Annotated in this window: 18 protein-coding genes; 6 read left to right on the top strand and 12 right to left on the bottom strand. The window is 73.2% G+C overall.

Annotated features, from left to right (window positions below; genetic code table 11):
- Together C1I95_RS10475 and C1I95_RS10470 are read right to left on the bottom strand one after the other, a co-directional pair.
- Positions 1–686: TIGR04282 family arsenosugar biosynthesis glycosyltransferase (locus tag C1I95_RS10475; protein WP_111213598.1), on the bottom strand; the 686-nt coding region annotated here is incomplete at its 3' end.
- The gene (locus tag C1I95_RS10470; RefSeq protein ID WP_111213597.1) at positions 683–1,357 is read right to left on the bottom strand and encodes a glycosyltransferase family 2 protein; all 675 of its coding nucleotides are present in this window, start codon (positions 1,355–1,357) and stop codon (positions 683–685) included. The genes C1I95_RS10470 and C1I95_RS10475, both read right to left, overlap by 4 nt.
- A gap of 140 nt (positions 1,358–1,497) precedes the next feature.
- On the opposite strand from C1I95_RS10470, the gene C1I95_RS10465 reads away from it, so the two are divergent.
- Positions 1,498–2,919, top strand: coding sequence for a hypothetical protein (locus C1I95_RS10465; RefSeq protein ID WP_111213596.1), 1,422 nt, complete (start codon positions 1,498–1,500; stop codon positions 2,917–2,919).
- Positions 2,920–2,930: 11 nt separating this feature from the next.
- On the opposite strand, the gene C1I95_RS10460 is transcribed toward C1I95_RS10465, so the two are convergent.
- Positions 2,931–3,992 (bottom strand): NAD-dependent epimerase/dehydratase family protein, encoded by a 1,062-nt coding sequence (locus tag C1I95_RS10460; protein ID WP_111213595.1) that lies wholly within the window; start codon positions 3,990–3,992, stop codon positions 2,931–2,933.
- Positions 3,993–4,145: 153 nt separating this feature from the next.
- Here C1I95_RS10460 and C1I95_RS10455 point away from each other — a divergent pair, with 153 nt between their 5' ends.
- Genes C1I95_RS10455 through C1I95_RS10445 form a run of 3 tightly spaced genes read left to right on the top strand, consistent with a single transcriptional unit; the run spans position 4,146 to position 7,069 of the window.
- Entirely contained in the window at positions 4,146–5,504 is a 1,359-nt protein-coding gene (locus tag C1I95_RS10455) for a molybdopterin-dependent oxidoreductase (RefSeq protein ID WP_111213594.1), read from the top strand.
- Positions 5,497–5,982 carry a hypothetical protein gene (locus C1I95_RS10450; protein ID WP_111213593.1) on the top strand — a complete coding sequence of 162 codons (486 nt, stop codon included), beginning with the start codon at positions 5,497–5,499 and terminating at the stop codon, positions 5,980–5,982. Before C1I95_RS10455 ends, C1I95_RS10450 begins: the two co-directional genes overlap by 8 nt.
- 34 nt (positions 5,983–6,016) lie before the next feature.
- Positions 6,017–7,069, top strand: a complete 1,053-nt coding sequence (locus C1I95_RS10445; protein ID WP_111213592.1) for a zinc-dependent alcohol dehydrogenase family protein — start codon at positions 6,017–6,019, stop codon at positions 7,067–7,069.
- Here C1I95_RS10445 and C1I95_RS10440 read toward each other — a convergent pair.
- Genes C1I95_RS10440 through C1I95_RS10430 form a run of 3 tightly spaced genes read right to left on the bottom strand, consistent with a single transcriptional unit; the run spans position 7,050 to position 9,335 of the window.
- Entirely contained in the window at positions 7,050–7,538 is a 489-nt protein-coding gene (locus C1I95_RS10440) for an SRPBCC family protein (protein ID WP_111213591.1), read from the bottom strand. The two genes, C1I95_RS10445 and C1I95_RS10440, sit on opposite strands and share 20 nt — an antisense overlap.
- Positions 7,539–7,590: 52 nt before the next feature.
- Complete coding sequence (locus tag C1I95_RS10435; protein ID WP_111213590.1) at positions 7,591–8,235, bottom strand: response regulator; 645 nt, start codon at positions 8,233–8,235, stop codon at positions 7,591–7,593.
- Positions 8,232–9,335 carry a sensor histidine kinase gene (locus C1I95_RS10430; protein WP_199523680.1) on the bottom strand — a complete coding sequence of 368 codons (1,104 nt, stop codon included), beginning with the start codon at positions 9,333–9,335 and terminating at the stop codon, positions 8,232–8,234. Before C1I95_RS10430 ends, C1I95_RS10435 begins: the two co-directional genes overlap by 4 nt.
- A gap of 110 nt (positions 9,336–9,445) precedes the next feature.
- Here C1I95_RS10430 and C1I95_RS10425 point away from each other — a divergent pair, with 110 nt between their 5' ends.
- Together C1I95_RS10425 and C1I95_RS10420 are read left to right on the top strand one after the other, a co-directional pair.
- Entirely contained in the window at positions 9,446–10,183 is a 738-nt protein-coding gene (locus tag C1I95_RS10425) for an ABC transporter ATP-binding protein (protein WP_111213588.1), read from the top strand.
- 61 nt (positions 10,184–10,244) lie between these two features.
- A complete protein-coding gene (locus C1I95_RS10420) occupies positions 10,245–11,012 on the top strand; it encodes an ABC transporter permease (RefSeq protein WP_111213587.1) in 768 nt (255 codons plus the stop codon).
- Between the two features lie 73 nt (positions 11,013–11,085).
- Here C1I95_RS10420 and C1I95_RS10415 read toward each other — a convergent pair whose 3' ends face one another.
- The 6 genes from C1I95_RS10415 to C1I95_RS10390 all read right to left on the bottom strand — a co-directional run bounded on the left by C1I95_RS10415 (position 11,086) and on the right by C1I95_RS10390 (position 17,829).
- On the bottom strand, positions 11,086–11,685 hold the full coding sequence (locus C1I95_RS10415; RefSeq protein WP_111213586.1) for a LutC/YkgG family protein: 600 nt from the start codon (positions 11,683–11,685) through the stop codon (positions 11,086–11,088).
- A gap of 73 nt (positions 11,686–11,758) precedes the next feature.
- A complete protein-coding gene (locus C1I95_RS10410) occupies positions 11,759–13,168 on the bottom strand; it encodes a LutB/LldF family L-lactate oxidation iron-sulfur protein (RefSeq protein WP_111213602.1) in 1,410 nt (469 codons plus the stop codon).
- 17 nt (positions 13,169–13,185) lie between these two features.
- Entirely contained in the window at positions 13,186–13,959 is a 774-nt protein-coding gene (locus C1I95_RS10405) for a (Fe-S)-binding protein (RefSeq protein WP_111213585.1), read from the bottom strand.
- 1 nt (position 13,960) lies between these two features.
- Positions 13,961–15,469, bottom strand: coding sequence for a rhamnulokinase (locus C1I95_RS10400; RefSeq protein WP_111213601.1), 1,509 nt, complete (start codon positions 15,467–15,469; stop codon positions 13,961–13,963).
- 5 nt (positions 15,470–15,474) lie between these two features.
- On the bottom strand, positions 15,475–17,505 hold the full coding sequence (locus tag C1I95_RS10395; RefSeq protein WP_111213584.1) for a bifunctional aldolase/short-chain dehydrogenase: 2,031 nt from the start codon (positions 17,503–17,505) through the stop codon (positions 15,475–15,477).
- A 102-nt stretch (positions 17,506–17,607) separates the two neighbouring features.
- Positions 17,608–17,829, bottom strand: coding sequence for a LuxR C-terminal-related transcriptional regulator (locus tag C1I95_RS10390; protein WP_111213583.1), 222 nt, complete (start codon positions 17,827–17,829; stop codon positions 17,608–17,610).
- Between the last annotated feature and the right edge of the window lie 109 nt (positions 17,830–17,938).

Here is a 17,938-nt window from a genome sequence, read left to right as displayed (position 1 = left end):
CGCCCCGCCGCCGCGAACTCCGTGGTCGGGACGCCTTCGGCCGCGGCGACCGCCCGGGCGAACCGGCTGCCCGGTACGGCCTCGGCCACCGCGAGGGCGTCGGACCAGTCGTCCACGTCCCGCAACCGGGGCAGCGGCACGGCGCGCAGGCCCTGCCCGGCGAACACCGCCCGGGTCAGCCGGGCGGTCCGCGGCGTCGACATCGGCACCGCGCGCAGCACGGCGGCCCGCCGGGGGTCGCGCAGGCCCAACGCCCACCAACCGCCGTCGGTGGCGCCGCCGAGTACCACCTCGGCCCGCGCCAGCCGCCGGGTCGCCGCGCCGAGCAGGGCGGCGGTCAGTTGCGGGGTGTCCATGCCGATCTGGAGCACCGGCCGCCCCGGGTACGCCTGCGCCACGTCGGCGTGGGCGTGGGCGAGCCGGGACCCCAGGTCGTCGCCGCGCTGGGGCAGCACCAGCCAGCCCGCGGCAGCAGCGGCGAGCTCGGCGGCGTCCGCGCCGTCACCGAGCCGGCCGGCCAGGGCGAGCACCGGCGTCACACCGGGGGTGGCGCTGACCGTCGCCATCGTGTCGTGCAGGGCCGCGGCGGCGATCCGGGCGGCCTGCTCCGGCGTCGCGGGCGGGCAGAGCCGGGTCTTCACGGCCCCGGGCACGGGGGCCTTGGCCACCACCAGCAGGACGGTCACCGGCGACCGTCCACGGTGCGCAGCACGGTGGCGAAGTCGCGGGTGGCGCGAAGGGTGCCGCGTACCGAGCCGGACACCTTGGAGCGGGTGCCGGCGGCACGCGGGGCGTAGGTCACATCCAGCTCGACGATCCGCCAACCGGCGGCGGCGGCACGGATCAGCAGCTCCAGCGGGTAGCCGAAGGCCCGGTCGGTGACACCGAGATCGAGCAACCTCTGCCGGTGCGCGACCCGGATCGGACTGATGTCGCGCAGCGGCACGCCCCGCTGCCGCAGGAGCGCGGCGACCAGGGCGGTGCCGGCCCGGGCGTGCCAGGGCCACGCTCCCGGACGGATCGGGCGGCGGCGGCCGACCGCGAGCTCGGCGACGCCGGTGGCCACCGGGTCGGCGAGGGCGGGCAGCGCCGCCGGGTCGAAGGAGCCGTCGGCGTCGAGTACGCAGACCAGGTCCGTCTCGGCGGCCTCGATGCCGGTGTGCACCGCCGCGCCGTAGCCTCGTCGGGGCTCACGCACCACCCGGGCGCCGTGTCGGGCGGCCACCTCCGGAGAGCCGTCCCGGGAGCCGTTGTCGACCACGATCGCCCGGTAGCCGGGCGGCAGGGCCCGCAGGACGCCGGGCAGCGCGGCGGCCTCGTCGATGCAGGGCAGCACCACGTCGATCGGTGTCGGCATGCGATCACGCTAGGCCGGTGACTGTCGGTGTATGAGCAGATCGAGGTGCTATGAACCGAAAGGTAGTGCTTGTTACCGTCAGGTGACGAGACCGCGACCCCGCTGACGACGGCGTCTCACCGGCGTACGGTCCCAGCGTCATGACCGGAACAGTCCTTTCGCGTCACGCGCCGTCGCGGCACCGGCACACCCGGCACCGGGGCGACCTGGTCGTGCTCGGCGTCGAGGCGGTGCTGCTCACCGCCGCAGTGGTGGTCGGGGCCGTGCTGAACCAGCGGGGAGCGGGCCTCTACGCCGACGCGGCACCGCTGTACGCCACCTGGTCGCCGCACGTCGGCTGGGGCACCCCGGCCGCCGTACTGATCGCCGTCGCCGTCGTCGGGCCGGGGAGCAGCTGGGCGCGGACCGCCCGCCGGGGTCCACTGCTGGCCGTCTCGTGGCTCGCCGCGGTGGCCTGGACGCTGGCGCTGGCGCTCGTGGACGGCTGGTCGGCCGGGCTGACCCGCCGGCTCACCGTGCAGGCCGAATACCTGCACGAGGTGCCCGGAGTCACCGACGTCGCCGGCATGCTCGCCGGCTTCGCCGACCGCATCCTCGACTTCCAGCCGGATTCCTGGTCCACCCACACCGCCGGGCACCCACCCGGCGCGCTGCTGATCTTCGTCTGGCTCGACCGGATCGGTCTCGGCGGTGGCACCGCGGCGGCCCTGGCCTGCGTTCTGGTCGGGGCGTCGGTCGCGGTCTGGGTACCGCTCACCCTCTGGCGACTGAACGCGCCGGCCGCGGCGCGGGCCGTGCTGCCGTACCTGGTGCTGCTGCCGGGCGCGGTCTGGGTGGGCGCCTCCGGCGACGGAATCTTCGCCGGCGTGGTCGCCGCCGGGCTGGCCCTCCTGGCGGCCCGACGACTAGCCGGGGTCCTCGCGGGGGGTCTGCTCCTCGGCTACGCGCTGTTCCTGTCGTACGGGTTCGTCCTGGTCGCACCGCTCGCCCTGGCCGTGCTGACGCTGCGCCGCCAGCGACGCCTCGCCGCACTGCTGGTCGGCGCGGCCGGGGTCGCGGTGGTGACGGCGACGTTCAGCCTCGCCGGCTTCCACTGGTGGGAGGGGTACGCCCGGGTGGTCGACCGCTACTACCAGGGGTGGGCGGCCGAGCGCCCGTACGGCTACTGGGTCTGGGCGAACCTGGCCGCGCTGCTGCTCTCCGCCGGCCCGGTGCTGGGGCCGGCGCTGCGCCGCGCCCTGATCGCCGCGCGCTCGGGTTGGCATACCCCGATGGCGCCCCGCCCTGACGGCGGACCGCCCCGCTCGCCGGTGGGACGGCTGGTCCAGCGGATCCACGGGCTCGCTCCGGCGGTGCTGCTGCCGGCCGCCGCCGCGCTGGCGGTGGTCGCGGCGGACCTGTCCGGGATGAGCAAGGCCGAGGTGGAACGCATCTGGTTGCCCTTCACGGTCTGGCTGCTCGTCGCCACCGCGCATCTTCCGGAGCCGACCCGTCGCTGGTGGCTCGCCGGTCAGGCAGTCACCGCCCTCGCGGTCAACCACCTGCTCTTCACGGTCTCCTGACCCGCCGACGGTCAGGCGGGCACGGCGGCCGGCTCGCGCAACGGGTCGGTGGCGAAGGCGGTCACCCCGTCGAGGAAGCCGACCCGCGCGGTGTAGCCGAGCAACTCCGTGGCACGGCCGGGATCGGCGGCCACATGCCGCACGTCGGTCGCCCGCGCGCCACCGACCACCACCGGCTGCGGGCCGCCCATCGCCGTCGCGAGCGCGGTGGCCAGGTCGCCGACCGTACGGGGCTCGCCGGAACAGATGTTGACCGGGACCATGCCCTCCGGAACGGGTGCGGTCAGCGCCAGCAGGTTGGCCCGGGCGATGTCGGTGACGTGCACGAAGTCGCGCAACTGCTGGCCGTCCTCGTACACCCGGGGCGGCTGCCCGGCGGCCAGGGCCGAACGGAAGATCGACGCCACCCCCGCGTACGGGGTGTCGCGGGGCATCCGGGGGCCGTAGACGTTGTGGTAGCGCAGCGCCCAGCCTCCGCCGCCGGTCTGCCGGGCCCAGGCGGCGGCCAGGTGTTCCTGGGCGAGCTTGCTCGCCGCGTAGGTGCTGCGCGGGTCCGCCGGGGCGTCCTCGGGGACCGGCTGCGGCGCGAGGGTACGGCCACACGCCGGGCAGGTGGAGTCGTACCGCTGGGCGGCCAGGTCGGCGGCGGCGCGCGGCAGTGGCCGGACCACGCCGTGCCGGTAGCACCGGTAGCGCCCCTCCCCGTACACGACCATCGAGCTGGCCAGGACCAGGCGGGTCACCCCGGCCCGGTGCATGGCGGCCAGCAGCACCGCGGTGCCGTAGTCGTTGTGGCTCGCGTACTCCGGGGCGTCGGACGGGTCCATCCCGTGGCCGACCATGGCCGCCTGATGGCAGACCGCGTCCACCCCGTCGAGCAACCGGTCGAGCAGGGACGCGTCGCGGACGTCGCCGATCACCGGCTCGTGCCGGTGCGACCAGGGCGGCAGGCCGCCGCCGTGTGCCTGCGGCAGCAAGGCGTCCAGGCAGCGCACCGCGTGCCCCTCGTCGACCAGCAGGTCGGCGACGTGCGATCCGATGAATCCGGCCGCGCCGGTGACCAGTACCCGCATTCCGGTCAGGCTAGGGCAGCCCGCCCGCCCATTTTTCCGATATGGCCGATTCGAGCCGGTGGCCTGGCGCGTTGAGCCCTACCGGAAGCGGTCGGCTCGGCCCGACCACCGACCGCCCGCCAGTCCGGCACGGAGACGACAGGAGGCCCGACGATCACTGGTCGAGACCCCGGCGCGGCCGACCGCGGCACGGCGCGGGACGCACCGGCCTTCCCCCGGCGGTTGTGGCGTGCGCTGGACCGGCATCCCCCGCCCGGCGCCCTGGCGGTCGGCCGCCGCTGGCGCAGTCCGCTGCGCGGGCCCTGGCTCACGTCGGTGTTCGGGCTGGTGCTGCTGATCGGCCTGCCAATCGTGATCATCACCGGGCTGCTCGACTACGCCGCGTACGGGCCACAGTTCGGTCAGGCGCTCCCCCGTGACGTGGGCTGGCTGCGCCCGCCGCCGTTCGAGTGGCCCACCCGACCGGACTGGCTGTTCCGGGTCAGCCAGGGGCTGCACGTGATCCTCGGCATCGTCCTCGTCCCCGTGGTACTGGCCAAGCTCTGGTCGGTGATCCCCAAGCTGTTCGCCTGGCCACCGGTCCGGTCGACGGCGCAACTGCTGGAACGGCTCTCCCTGCTGCTGCTGGTCGGCGGCATCCTGTTCCAGATCGCCACCGGCCTGCTCAACGTCCAGTACGCCTACCTGTTCGGCTTCGACTTCTACACCGCGCACTACTTCGGTGGCTGGGTGTTCATCGCCGCGTTCGTCAGCCACGTCGCGCTGAAGCTGCCCCGGATGATCTCGGCCCTGCGGTCCCGTCCGTTCCTCGCCGAACTCCGTCAGGGACCGGACGACACCCGGCCGGAGCCACCGGATCCCGACGGTCTGGTGGCGCCCCGGCCGGGCCCGGCGACGGTCAGCCGGCGCGGCGCGTTGACCCTGGTGGGAGGGCTTTCCCTGCTCCTCGGCGGGTTGACCGTCGGGCAGACCACGGACGGCCCGCTGCGCCGCACCGCGCTACTGATGCCTCGCGGCCGGCAGCCCGGCACCGGGCCGAACGGCTTCCCCGTCAACCGGTCCGCCGCCGCGGCCGGTGTCACCCAGGAGCGGACCGGACCGGGGTGGCGACTCACCCTCGCCGCCGCCGGCCGGACCGTCACCCTCGATCGGCAGCAGCTGCTCGCCCTGCCGCAGCACACCGCGACCCTGCCCATCGCCTGCGTCGAAGGCTGGTCGACCCGGCAGACCTGGACGGGCGTACGGCTGCGCGACCTGGCCGCCATCGCCGGGGCCGGGGAACCGGCGTCGGCACTGGTGCGCTCACTGGAACGGGCCGGCCTGTTCAACCAGGCACAGTTGCAGTCCAACCAGATACTCGGCCCGGACTCCCTGCTGGCGCTCAAGGTCAACGGTGTCGACCTGGCCCTCGACCACGGATACCCGGCCCGGGTCATCGTGCCCGCCCTGCCCGGGGTGCACTGCACCAAGTGGGTCGCCACCATCGATTTCCGAACCACCGCCGGTGGCTAGGCCGCCCGGCCGGCTGGCCACCGGATACGGATCCGGGCTCCTCCACCTGGTCGTCAACGTGGGCGGCCTGACCGTCGCGGGCTGGGTGGCGTTGCGGCTCGCCGACGAACCGGCCGCCGGGCGCATCCTGCTCTGGTTCGTCGGTGCGGCCATCGCACACGACCTGGTGCTCTTCCCCCTCTACTCCGGCGCCGACGCCGGCCTGCGCCGACTGCTCCGGGCCTCCGGCGCCACCACGGCACCCGGCCGCGTCCGGATCCTCAACCACATCCGGGTCCCCGCCCTCGCTGCGGGGCTGACGTTCCTGATCTACCTCCCCGGCATCCTGGGCCTCGGGAAGGTCACCTACCAGGCGGCCACCGGGCAGCACCGGCAGCAACTCCTCGGCGAGTGGTTGACCCTCGTCGCCGTCCTGTTCGCGGTCAGCGGCGTGGTGTATGCGGTCCGGGTCGGCCGCCGAGCCCGGCACGGAGACTAGTCCGGCCCGACCCCGGCATGTCAGGATGCGGCGCATGCGTGCCGTGATCTTCGACGAGTTCGGTGCCCGACCCCAGGTCCGCGACGTACCGGACCCCGTGCCGCCGCCCGGGGGCGCGGTCATCCGGGTCGAGGCGACCGGGTTGTGTCGCAGTGACTGGCACGGTTGGCAGGGGCACGACCCGGACATCAGCCCGCCGCACGTACCCGGGCACGAGTTCGCCGGTGTGGTGACGGCGGTCGGCACCGGCGTGACCGGCTGGCGGCCCGGCGACCGGGTCACCGCGCCCTTCGTCTGCGCCTGTGGGCGGTGCCCGGCCTGCCTCGCGGGTGACCAGCAGGTCTGTGAGCGGCAGACACAGCCCGGCTTCACCCACTGGGGCTCCTTCGCCGAGTACGTGGCGGTTCAGCATGCCGATGTGAACCTGGTCCGGCTCCCCGACGGGCTGGACTATCCGACCGCGGCGGCGCTCGGCTGCCGCTTCGCCACGGCCTTCCGGGCCGTGGTCGGTCAGGGACGGGTGGCCGCGGGCGAGTGGGTGGCGGTGCACGGCTGCGGCGGAGTGGGACTGTCGGCGGTGATGATCGCGGCAGCGGCCGGCGCGCAGGTGGTGGCGGTGGACATCGCCCCCGGCGCGCTCGATCTGGCCCGGAGCTGCGGGGCCACGGTCTGCCTGGACGGCCGGACCCTCACCGGACCCGGCGCGGTGGCCGCCGCCGTCCGGGAGGCGACCGGCGGCGGCGCCCACCTGTCACTCGACGCGCTGGGCAGCCACGCCACCTGCATCGCCTCCATCGAGAACCTGCGCCGGCGCGGACGACACGTGCAGGTGGGACTCCTCCCCGCCGCCCAGGGCCACCCGGCCCTGCCGATGGACCTCGTCATCGGGTACGAGCTTGAGCTGCGCGGCAGTCACGGCATGCCCGCGCACGCCTATCCGGACCTGCTCCGGCTGGTCACCACCGGCGTACTGCGCCCCGCCGAGCTGATCACCCGCACCATCGGACTGGCCGAGGTGCCCGACGCGTTGACCACGATGGACGGGCCGGCTTCCGGCGGGATGTGCCTCATTCACCCCGGCCGGTAGTCGTCGCCATGCGCCGGGTCAGTTCGGCCGCCCGGTACGACGCGACCTCACGTGCCTGCGACGCCACGAACCGCCGCAGCGGCGCCGGAGCACCGGCGGTGACCCTCTCCCGTACCCGGGTGCCGCCCGCCGCGGCGGTCAGGTCCACCTCGGCCCGCAGCCACACCCATCCCGGGCTGGACACCTCGCTGACCAGTCGGCCGGCCGGCTCGGTCGCCACCATCCGTACCCGGATGTGGTTGTCCCACCGCAGCGGCCCGGCCAGCCGGAACCGCTCGACGGCGACGTAGTCGGTGACCGCCCGCCCCTCGGCGTCGTGCCCGGTACGCACGTCGTGAACGGCCACGACCAACGGCGACAATCCGATGTAGCTGTACGGGTCGGTCAGGTGGCGGTACACGGTGTCCGGCGACGCGGCGACATCGCAGGTCGTCTCGAACGCGATCGACGGCTTCCGCTCCTCAGGCATGCCTCATCCTGCACCCGGGCCGCGCCCACGGGAACCTCCGGATCCCGGGGAGTCAGTCCAGGATGCCTTCGTGCAGTGCGCGGAGCACCGCGTTCGTCCGGTCCCGCGCGCCGAGCTTGGGCAGGATCATGGAGACGTGGTTCTTGACGGTTCCTTCGGCGAGGAAGAGGAGCTCGGCGATCTCGCGGTTGCTGTATCCCTGCGCGACGAGGCGCAACACCTGCTGTTCGCGTTCGGTGAGGCCCTGCACGGGGGCCGCTCCCGGTCCGGCCGGGGACGGCCCCGAGCGGATCGCCCGGAGCATGCGATCGGTGATCGACGGTGCGATGAGGGTGCCGCCCTCGGCGAGCGTACGGATGGCCCGGGTGAGCCGTTCCAGCGTCACGTCCTTGAGCAGGTAACCCCGGGCGCCCGCGCGGAGGGCACCGAGCACGAGCGCATCGTCGTCGAAGGTGGTCAGCACGAGCACCGGGATGTCGACATCCTCGGCGCGGAGCCGTTCGAGCAGCCAGATGCCGTCGAAGCGAGGCATCCGCAGGTCGAGCAGGATCACGTCGGGTGCGGTCCCCGCGATGACCGCGAGGGCGGCTCTGCCGTCGTCGGCCTCGCCGACGACGTCGATGTCGGCGACCTCGAGCAGCCCCCGGATGCCCTGCCGGATGAGGGTCTGGTCGTCGACGACCACCACCCGGGTCATGACGCCGGCACCCGCGCGATCACCCGGAACCCGTCGGCGCCGTCGACGGTCAGGTCGCCGCCGAGGGCCTGGAACCGCTCACTGAGCCCGCGGAGTCCGTTGCCGAGCACGGGGTTCCGCGCGCCGCGCCCGTCGTCGCGAGCGTCGAGGACGGTCACCCGGTCGTCGGCGGTCACCGAGATCCACAGCTCGCATGCGTCGGCGTGCCGGATGGTGTTCGTGACGATCTCCTGCGTCGCGCGGACGAACGCGGCGCTCTTCTCCTCGTCGACGCGCACGCCGGGCGAGACGTCGATCGACACGTCGAGCCCCGGCAGGTCGCGCGCCATCTGTCGGAGCGCCTGCTCGAGGTCGGGGCTCTCGGTGCGCAGTTGTCCGACGGTGGCGCGGACGTTCCCGAGGAGTTCGCGCGCGACGAGGTCGGCGCGCTCCACATGTGCGCGCGCTGGGGCCCCGTCGAGGTGTCGGGCGGTCTCCAGTTCCAGGGTCAGCACGGTCAGCTGATGGCCGATCAGGTCATGCAGCTCTCGGGAGATCCGCAGGCGCTCCGCGGTCCGTGCCGATTCCGAGAGCCGGATGCTGGCGGCCTGTAGCTCGACATGCGCTTCGGCGAGTTCCCGGCGCATCCGCTGCTCGCGCAGGAGGGTGACCGAGCTGAGCAGCGTCGCCAGTTGGATGAGCAGGTAGAAGCCGATGACGACGGTCGCGTCCGTCGGGCTGCCCGCGACCCGCGCGGTAAGGATGGCGATGACCAGGGTGTTGAGGCCGACGACGATCAGGCCCGCCGGTATCGGGACCACGTATGCGCTCACCGCCGCGGTGAGGACCAGGAGAACCGGCAGGAGCCCCGCCCTCGGTGCCGAGAGCACGACCGCCCATGACGTGACGACAGCCAAGGCGAACACGCCGGAGCGGTACAGGCGCGACGTCCGCCCGGCAACCGCGGCGAGCAGCGAGAGCATGAAGAGGACGAACAGCGCGATCCACCAGCCCTGCGGGATCGTGGTCTCGACGGCGCCGAACAGCCCAGGCCCGGCGACGGCGACCGCGACCACGAGCATCGCGAGGCCGGACCACTCATCCGTCCCGACGCGTCGCACGATCCCACTCTAGATCGGGCCTTGGGCGAGCACCCGTGCCGAAAGTAATGGCCACAAGTGGTGACTTTCGGGACGGGAGATGTGCCCTCGACCGCCCGTAGCGTCGAGCCATGGATAGCGCAGAACCGGCGATCCTCGCCGAGAACCTTGCCAAGAGCTACGGTCGCACCCGAGCGGTCGCCGGTGTCAGCCTCCGGGTCGGCGTCGGGGAGGTGGTCGGCGTCCTCGGCACCAACGGTGCGGGGAAGACGACGACGGTCGAGATGATCGCCGGGCTGCGCACCCCCGACCGGGGGCGGGTGCGGGTGCTCGGTATCGACCCTCGCCACGACCGGGCCCGGCTCAGGCAGGTCCTCGGCGTGCAGTTGCAGCATGCCCACCTGCACAACGCGCTGCGCGTCACGGAGCTGGTCGACCTGTACCGCAGCTTCTACCCCGACCCCCGCTCCAGCGACGAACTGCTGGACCTGGTCGACCTGACCGCACAGCGCCGCACCATTTTCGACAATCTCTCCGGCGGCCAGCAGCACCGACTCTCGATCGCACTCGCCCTCGCCGGGCGCCCGCGCGTCACGATCCTCGACGAGCTGACGACCGGCCTGGATCCGAAGGCCCGGCGGCGCATGTGGGGCACCATCGAGCAGCTCAAGGCCGAGGGCGTCAGCATCCTGCTGGTCAGCCACGCCATGGAGGAGGTCGAGCGGCTGTGTGACCGCGTCGCCGTCCTCGACGCCGGCCGGGTCGTCGCGCTCGCCACCCCCGCGGGTCTCGTCGCGCAGGCCGGGGCCGACACCCTCGACGACGCCTTCGTCGCATTGACCGGAAAGGAATTGGAGGACACCGAATGAGCGAGCGGCAGCGCAGCGTGGAGAGCGGTCAGGTCGACGCCGAGCGAAGCGAGGTGGCGGCATGAGCATTGTCGTCGAGGCCCGCCGTCCCGGCATGCGGTCCCTGCTCACGCTGATCCGCTGTGAGGGGAAGATGGTCGCCCGGGACACCGCCGGCCTGGTCATCCCGCTGGGCCTGCCCCTGCTGATCCTGATGAGCAGCGCCTTCGCGGCGACCGACGTGGTCATCGTCAACGGGCGCACGGCGCTGGACGTGTTCGTCCTTCCGCTGGTGCTCACGATGGTCATGGCCGTGATCGGCATCGTCAACATGCCGAGCTTCCTCGCCTACTACCGGCGGTCCGGGATCCTCCGCCGGCTGGCGGTCACCCCCGCGTCGCCGGCCATGGTCCTCGCCGCCCAGGCGATCGTGGCCATCGCCCAGGCGGCCCTCGGCATCGCGATCGCGGTGGCCGTCGCGTTCCTCGCGTTCGACGGGAACCCGCCCGTCCACACCGGAGCCGCACTCGGCGTGGTCGCACTCGCGATGGCGGCGATGTACAGCGTCGGCATGATCGTCGCGGCGGTCGCGCCCACCCCGAACTCCGCCGTCGCCATCGGTCTGGTCGCCTTCTTCATCCTCGGCGCCCTCGGCGGCATGTTCGGCGGACGGGACGGGCTGCCCGAGCCGCTCGCCGAGGTCGGCGGCTGGCTGCCCTTCGGCGCCACCGTCGAAGCCCTGTCGTCCGCCTGGGCCGGCACGGCGGTCGACCCCGCGCAGTTGTTCAGCCTCGCCGGGGCGGTCGTCGTCGGCGCCCTGATCGCCAGCTTCCTGTTCCGGTGGGAGTGATCGGGCACGACGGCGGTTGGTAGCCGGGGAACTTCGCCCAGCGGTGCGGCGGTCGGGCCGCCGCACCGCTCTGTCAGAGCAGCAGGATGATGTGCAGGTTGCGGGGGCCGTGCACGCCTTCCACCCGGTTGAGCTCGATGTCGCTGGTGGCGGACGGCCCACTGATCCAGGTCAGCGGGCGGTGCGGGGACAGTCGGGCGAGCGCCTGCGGCACGGTGGCCACCACCTGGTCGGCCCGGAGCACGCAGACGTGCCGGTCCGGCAGCAGACTGAGCACCCGGCGACCCTGGTCGGGCGAGCCGTCGAGGACGACCGTACCGGTTTCGGCGACGGCGACCGCCGCGCCGGTGACGACGCCGTCCGCCGCGCCGATCCGCCCGTTGTCGAGCCCTTCGTCGACAAGCGCGGTCACCGTCGAGGGCAGCCAGGCCGGCGGCAACCCCGGCGGTACGACGATGGTGGCTCCCGCCGGCAGGATGTCGGCGATCGTGTCGGCGACGGCCGCCTCGGGCACCCGGTGCACGTGCGCCCGGTAGTCGGTCAACCGCTCCACCAGCCGGTCGAGGTCGAGGGTGCCCTCGGACCGGTAGTCGCGCGGCACCTCGACCGGTGCCGGGTCGCCGGCGGCCAGGGCGGCGCGCAGCCGGCCGAGGACGAGGTCGCGGGAGCTCACGCCACCACCTCGCTCCGCTCGGCGTCGACCTGAGTTTCCGCGCTGCGTTGCTGATTCACTCGCTGTCGCTCGCTCATCGCTCGGCCCACCAGTCGCGGAACGTCTGAGCCGGCGGGTCCGGCAGGTCGCGGCTGGCGGTCCAGCCGTTCAGCGGCGGCGGCAGGCCCCGGCCGCGCCGGCCGGCGAGCCGGCTCAGCCGGGCGGCGCGCTGCGCGGCCTCGTACAGCCGCGGTCGGTCCATCGTGTACGCGGCCGCGGCCATCGCCACGGACTCGCCGCGTGGGTGCGGCACCTGGTCGCGCAGGTGCACCAGCAACTCCGGAATATTGATCTTCACCGGGCAGGCGTCGTAGCAGGCACCGCAGAGTGACGAGGCGTACGGCAGCGAGGCGTTGTCGGCCACCCCGGTCAGCTGCGGGGAGAGCACCGCGCCGATCGGCCCCGGGTAGACCGACCCGTACGCGTGCCCGCCGGTGCGCTCGTAGACGGGGCAGACGTTGAGGCAGGCAGAGCAGCGGATGCAGTGCAACGCCTGCCGGCCCACCTCGTCGGCGAGCACCGCGCTGCGCCCGTTGTCCAACAACACCAGATGGAACGCCTGCGGCCCGTCCCCGGGGGTGACACCGGTCCACATCGAGGTGTACGGGTTCATCCGCTCCCCGGTCGACGCCCGCGGCAGCAGTTGCAGGAACACCTCCAGGTCGCGCCAGGTCGGCACCACCTTCTCGATCCCCATCACGGTGATCAGCGTCTCCGGCAGGGTGAGGCACATCCGCCCGTTGCCCTCGGACTCCACCACCGCCAGCGTGCCGGTCTCGGCGACCGCGAAGTTGGCCCCGGAGACCGCCACCTTCGTGCTGAGGAAGGTCTGCCGCAGGTAGCGGCGGGCGACGGCGGCGAGCGCGGCCGGTTCGTCGGTCAGCGCGGGATCGACGCCCGGCATCGCGCGCAGGAAGATCTCCCGGATCTCGGCCCGGTTGCGGTGGATGGCCGGGACCAGGATGTGGCTGGGGCGGTCGTCGCCGAGCTGCACGATCAGCTCGGCGAGATCGGTCTCCACCGGCTCGATCCCGGCGTCGGCGAGCGCCTCGTTCAGCCCGATCTCCTGGGTGGCCATCGACTTGACCTTGATTACCCGGTCGCTGCCGGTGGCGCTCACCAGGTCGGTGACGATCCGGTTCGCCTCGTTCGCGTCGGCGGCCCAGTGCACCACCCCGCCGGCCTGCGTCACCTTCGCTTCGAGCTGTTCGAGCAGCTCCGGCAGGCGCGCCAGCACGTCGGCCTTGATCGCGGACCCGGCCGCCCGCAGGTGTTCCCAGTCGGGCAGTTCGCCGATCACCGCACCGGACTTGGCCCGGATCGTGGTGGTGGCGTGGCCGACGTTGCGGCGCAGCTGAGAATCAGCCAGGGCCCGCCGCGCCGCCACCGGAAAGGGCTCCTCGCCACGCAGGTGCCCCACCCCGGGCGGCGCGGTCGCCGGCATGCCGAGAAAGGTCTGGGTCACGACCGCACCACCAACTCGCTCGGCTCGCCGGGGATTCCACTCTGCTCGGTGGCGGCGAGGATCTCCGCGAGGTGCACGGTCCGCACCCCGGTGCGCAGTCGGGCCAGTCCGCCGCCGATGTGCATCAGGCACGAGGAGTCCCCGGCCGTGCAGACGTCCGCGCCGGTGGCGAGCACGTGGCGCATCTTGTCCGCCAGCATCGCCGTCGAGGTGTCGGCGTTCTTCACCGCGAAGGTCCCTCCGAACCCGCAGCACTGCTCGGCCGCCGGCAGCTCGACCAGGTCGAGGCCGCGCACCTCGCGCAGCAGCCGCAGCGGCCGGTCCCCCACCCGCAGCATCCGCAGCGAGTGGCAGGTCGGGTGGTACGTCACCCGGTGCGGGTAGTACGCCCCCACATCGGTCACCCCCAGCACGTCGACCAACAGCTCGGACAGCTCGTACGTCCGCTCCGCCACCGACTCGGCCCGGCTGGCCAGCCCCTCGTCACCGGCCCGACGGGCCACCATGGCGTGCTGGTGACGCACCGATCCGACGCAGGAGCCCGACGGGGCGACCACCACGTCGTACGGGTCGAAGGTGCGCACATGTCGCCGCACCAGCGGCAGCGCCTCCTGCTGGTAGCCGGTGTTGATGTGCATCTGCCCGCAACAGGTCTGTCCGGTCGGGAAGACCACCTCGTGGCCGAGCCGCTCGAGAAGCCGGACGGTCGCCTTGGCCGCCTGCGGGAACATGGTGTCGGCCAGGCATGTCACGAACAGCGCGATCCGCACGTCACACCTCCACCCGTCGGGAAGCCGCCCGCCACGCGGCGGACTCGCCGCCCGGTTCGTAGCGCGCAATCTCCTGAGTCTGCCGCAACAATTCGCGAAGCGCAGCAAGGTCGTCGCCGACGACACCGGCCGCGCGGGCCTGCACCAGCACGTTGCCGATCGCGGTGGCCTCCACCGGCCCGGCCAGTACCGGCAGGCCGCAGGCGTCCGCGGTGAGCTGACAGAGCAGGGCGTTGCGCGCACCGCCACCGACGATGTGCACGGTGTCGACGTGCCGGCCGGAGAGCTCCTGGACCTGCCGCACCGCCCGACGGTGCGCCAGCGCCAGGCTGTCGATGATGCAGCGGACCACGGCGGCCGGCGACTCGGGCACCGGCTGACCGGTGCGGCGGCACGCCTCGGCGATGCGGGCCGGCATGTCGCCGGGCGGCAGGAACGCCGGCTCGTCGATGTCGACCACGCTGCGGAAGGCCGGTTCGCCCGCGGCGGCGGCCAGCAGCTCGGGCAGGTCGGGATTGCCCCAGGTACGCAACGACTCCTGCAACGGCCACAGGCCCATCACGTTGCGCAGGTAGCGGATGGTGCCGTCGACACCGCCCTCGTTGGTGAAGTTCGCCTGCCGGCTCGCCTCGGTGAGCACCGGCCGGTCCAGCTCGACACCGACCAGAGACCAGGTGCCGCAGGAGATGTAGGCGAAGTGCTCGCCGGTGGCAGGCACCGCGACCACGGCGGAGGCGGTATCGTGGGAGCCGACCGCCACCACGTTCGGCGTACCGGGCAGGTCGAGGTCGGGCAGCACCGGCCCGATCCGGGTGCCGGGTTCCCGCAGCGGCGCGAAGATGTCGGTACGGATGCCGGCGGCGGCCATCACGTCGGTTGCCCAGGCGCGCTTGTGCAGGTCGTACAGCTGGGTGGTGGAGGCGTTGGTGACCTCGGCGCCGATCTCCCCGGTGAGCCAGTAGGCGATCAGATCGGGGATCATGAGCAGCCGATGGGCGGTGGCGAGTTGCGGCGAGCCGGCGGCGGCGACGAGTTGGTAGAGCGTGTTGAACGGCAGTTGCTGCACGCCGGTGGTGGCGTAGAGCCGCTCGGCCCCGAGTTGCCGCGTCACCCGTTGCCGGACGCCCTCGGTGCGCGTGTCGCGGTAGTGCACCGGGTTGCCGAGCAGCGCGCCGGAGGAATCGAGCAGCCCGTAGTCCACCGCCCAGGAGTCGACGCCGACGCTGGCGACCGGGCCGGCCGCCCGCAGCCCGGCGAGCACGTTGCGGTAGAGGGCGAGGATGTCCCAGTGCAGGGTCCCGGCGACGCGCACCGGCTCGTTGGCGAACCGGTGCGCCGCCGACAGCCGCAGGACGCCCGGGCCGACCCGGCCGACCATGACCCGGCCGCTGGAGGCGCCCAGGTCGACGGCCGCGACTTCGATCTCCCCCGATCCCCGGGGGCGCGGGGCCGGAGCCGGTGCCCCGGCCGCCAGATCCGGCTCGGCCGCCGGATCGGGTCGCTCCGGCATCATGGTCACCGCAGGAACGCGGCGGCGACGCCGGCGTCGACGGGGACGTGCAGGCCGGTAGTGTGCGACAGGTCGCCGGCGGTGAGGGCGAACACCGCGTTGGCGATGTGCTCCGGCAGCACCTCCCGCTTGAGCAGGGTGCGCTGGGCGTAGAACTCGCCGAGCTTCTCCTCGGGTACGCCGTACACGGCCGCCCGGTCGGCGCCCCAGCCGCCGGCGAAGATGCCGGAGCCGCGGACCACCCCGTCCGGGTTGATGCCGTTGACCCGCACACCGTGGGCGCCGAGTTCGGCGGCGAGCAGCCGCACCTGGTGGGCCTGGTCGGCCTTGGCGGCGCCGTACGCGACGTTGTTCGGGCCGGCGAAGACCGAGTTCTTGCTGGCGATGTAGACGATGTCGCCGCCGATGCCCTGGGCGATCAGCACCCGGGCGGTCTCCCGGGAGACCAGGAACGACCCCTTCGCCATCACGTCGTGCTGCAGGTCCCAGTCCCGGGCGGTGGTGTCCAGCAACGACTTCGACAGCGACAGCCCGGCGTTGTTCACCACCAGGTCGACCCCGCCGAAGGCGAGCACCGCGGCCCGTACGGCGGCGGCGACCTGCTCCTCGTCGGTGACGTCGAGCGGCACGGCCACGGCGACGTCCGGTCCGCCGATCTCGCCCGCGACGGTCTCGGCGGCGGCGACGTCCCGGTCGGTCACCACGACGCAGGCGCCCTCGGCGGCGAGCCGGTGGGCGATCGCCCGGCCGATACCGGACCCACCGCCGGTGACCAGCGCGATCCGCGTCGCGAGGGCCTTGGGCTTGGGCATCCGCTGGAGCTTCGCCTCCTCCAGCGCCCAGTACTCGATGCGGAACTTCTCCGCCTCGTCGATCGGGGCGTACCTCGACACCGCCTCGGCGCCCCGCATGACGTTGATGGCGTTGACGTAGAACTCGCCGGCCACCCGCGCGGTCTGCTTGTTGGCCCCGAAGCTGAACATGCCGACGCCGGGCACCAGCACGACGGCCGGGTCGGCGCCCCGCAGCGCCGGGCTGTCCGGGCCGGCGTGCCGCTCGTAGTAGCCGCGGTAGTCGTCCCGGTAGGCGGCGTGCAGCTCCTTGAGCCGCGCGATCGTCTCGTCCAGCCCGGCGGTGGGCGGCAGGTCGAGCACCATCGGTCGGACCTTGGTCCGCAGGAAGTGGTCCGGGCACGAGGTGCCGAGTGCGGCCAGCTCGGGCATCCGCTCGCGGCCGACGAAGTCGAGCACCACGGCGCTGTCGGTGTAGTGCCCCACCTGGGCGCGGTCGGTGGCGGCGAGGCCACGCAGCACCGGGAAGAGGGCGGCGGCCCGGGCCTGCCGTTCCGGCTCGGGCAGCGGCTCGTGCACCAGCTTGCCGAACGGCTCGGGGCGGCCGTGCTCGGCGATGTACCGGGCCGCGGTGGCGATGATCTCGCGGGAGTTGGCTTCGCACTCGTCGCTGGTGGCGCCCCAGGCGGTGATCCCGTGGCCGCCGAGGATGACGCCGATCGCCTGCGGGTTGGCCTGTTGCACGGCGGCGATGTCGAGGCCGAGCTGGAACCCGGGCCGACGCCACGGCACCCAGAGCACCCGGTCGCCGAAGATCTTCGCGGTCAGCTCGGGCCCGTCGGCGGCGGTGGCGATCGCGATCCCCGAGTCCGGGTGCAGGTGGTCGACGTGTGCCGCCTCGACCAGGCCGTGCATGGCGGTGTCGATGGACGGCGCGGCGCCGCCGCGGCCGTGCAGGCAGTAGTCGAACGCGGCGACCATCTCGTCCTCGCGCTCGACGCCCGGGTAGACGGTGACCAGTGACCGGAGCCGGTCGAGCCGGAGCACGGCCAGTCCCCGCTCGGTGAGCGTGCCGAGGTCCCCGCCGGATCCCTTGACCCACAGCAGGTCGGTGGGCTCGCCGGTCACCGGATCGGTCTCCACACCCTTGGCGGAGGTGTTGCCGCCGGCGTAGTTGGTGTTGGCCGGGTCGGCGCCGAGCCGGTTACTGCGGGCCAACAGGTCGCGCACCGCGGGGTTCGTCATGATGTCCTTCGCAGTTCTCGGGCAAGCACGAACATGAAACGTTTCAGTCCTTCGCCCCCGAGGTTACGAGGGCGTCTCCTGTGGCGTCAAGCGGGGTCACCGTCACACCAGCCCGCGCCGGGCAGCCCACACCACCGCCTGGATCGGCGTACTGACGTTCAGCCGGGTGCAGATCACCCGCACCCGGCGGCGCACGCTGCGTTCGGACAGGTGCAACTCCCCCGCGACGCTCGCGGTGAGCCGGCCCTCGGCGAGCAACGCGAGCATGGCGATCTCGTCGTGCGTCAGCACGGCCGGCTCGACGGCCGGCGGGTGGTCAGGCATCTGGCAGTCCTTTCGCCCGGGGGACAAACGAAGGGATGCGGCCGCGACGCCGGTGGCCGGTCGGTCGACCTGAACGGTCGGCGACCGGCCCGGGCGGTCACCGGTGACG

The organism is Micromonospora craterilacus, from assembly GCF_003236315.1.
Classification (GTDB): domain Bacteria; phylum Actinomycetota; class Actinomycetes; order Mycobacteriales; family Micromonosporaceae; genus Micromonospora; species Micromonospora craterilacus.
This window is presented reverse-complemented; position numbering and strand designations above follow the sequence as displayed.

Coding starts and splice junctions, on each gene's coding strand:
- C1I95_RS10400 (WP_111213601.1), bottom strand. CDS start 15,469: ATGCCGGAGCGACCCGATCCGGCGGCCGAGCCGGATCTGGCGGCCGGG.
- C1I95_RS10445 (WP_111213592.1), top strand. CDS start 6,017: ATGCGTGCCGTGATCTTCGACGAGTTCGGTGCCCGACCCCAGGTCCGC.
- C1I95_RS10460 (WP_111213595.1), bottom strand. CDS start 3,992: ATGCGGGTACTGGTCACCGGCGCGGCCGGATTCATCGGATCGCACGTC.
- C1I95_RS10410 (WP_111213602.1), bottom strand. CDS start 13,168: ATGCCGGCGACCGCGCCGCCCGGGGTGGGGCACCTGCGTGGCGAGGAG.
- C1I95_RS10465 (WP_111213596.1), top strand. CDS start 1,498: ATGACCGGAACAGTCCTTTCGCGTCACGCGCCGTCGCGGCACCGGCAC.
- C1I95_RS10470 (WP_111213597.1), bottom strand. CDS start 1,357: ATGCCGACACCGATCGACGTGGTGCTGCCCTGCATCGACGAGGCCGCC.
- C1I95_RS10435 (WP_111213590.1), bottom strand. CDS start 8,235: ATGACCCGGGTGGTGGTCGTCGACGACCAGACCCTCATCCGGCAGGGC.
- C1I95_RS10390 (WP_111213583.1), bottom strand. CDS start 17,829: ATGCCTGACCACCCGCCGGCCGTCGAGCCGGCCGTGCTGACGCACGAC.
- C1I95_RS10425 (WP_111213588.1), top strand. CDS start 9,446: ATGGATAGCGCAGAACCGGCGATCCTCGCCGAGAACCTTGCCAAGAGC.
- C1I95_RS10440 (WP_111213591.1), bottom strand. CDS start 7,538: ATGCCTGAGGAGCGGAAGCCGTCGATCGCGTTCGAGACGACCTGCGAT.
- C1I95_RS10395 (WP_111213584.1), bottom strand. CDS start 17,505: ATGACGAACCCCGCGGTGCGCGACCTGTTGGCCCGCAGTAACCGGCTC.
- C1I95_RS10420 (WP_111213587.1), top strand. CDS start 10,245: ATGAGCATTGTCGTCGAGGCCCGCCGTCCCGGCATGCGGTCCCTGCTC.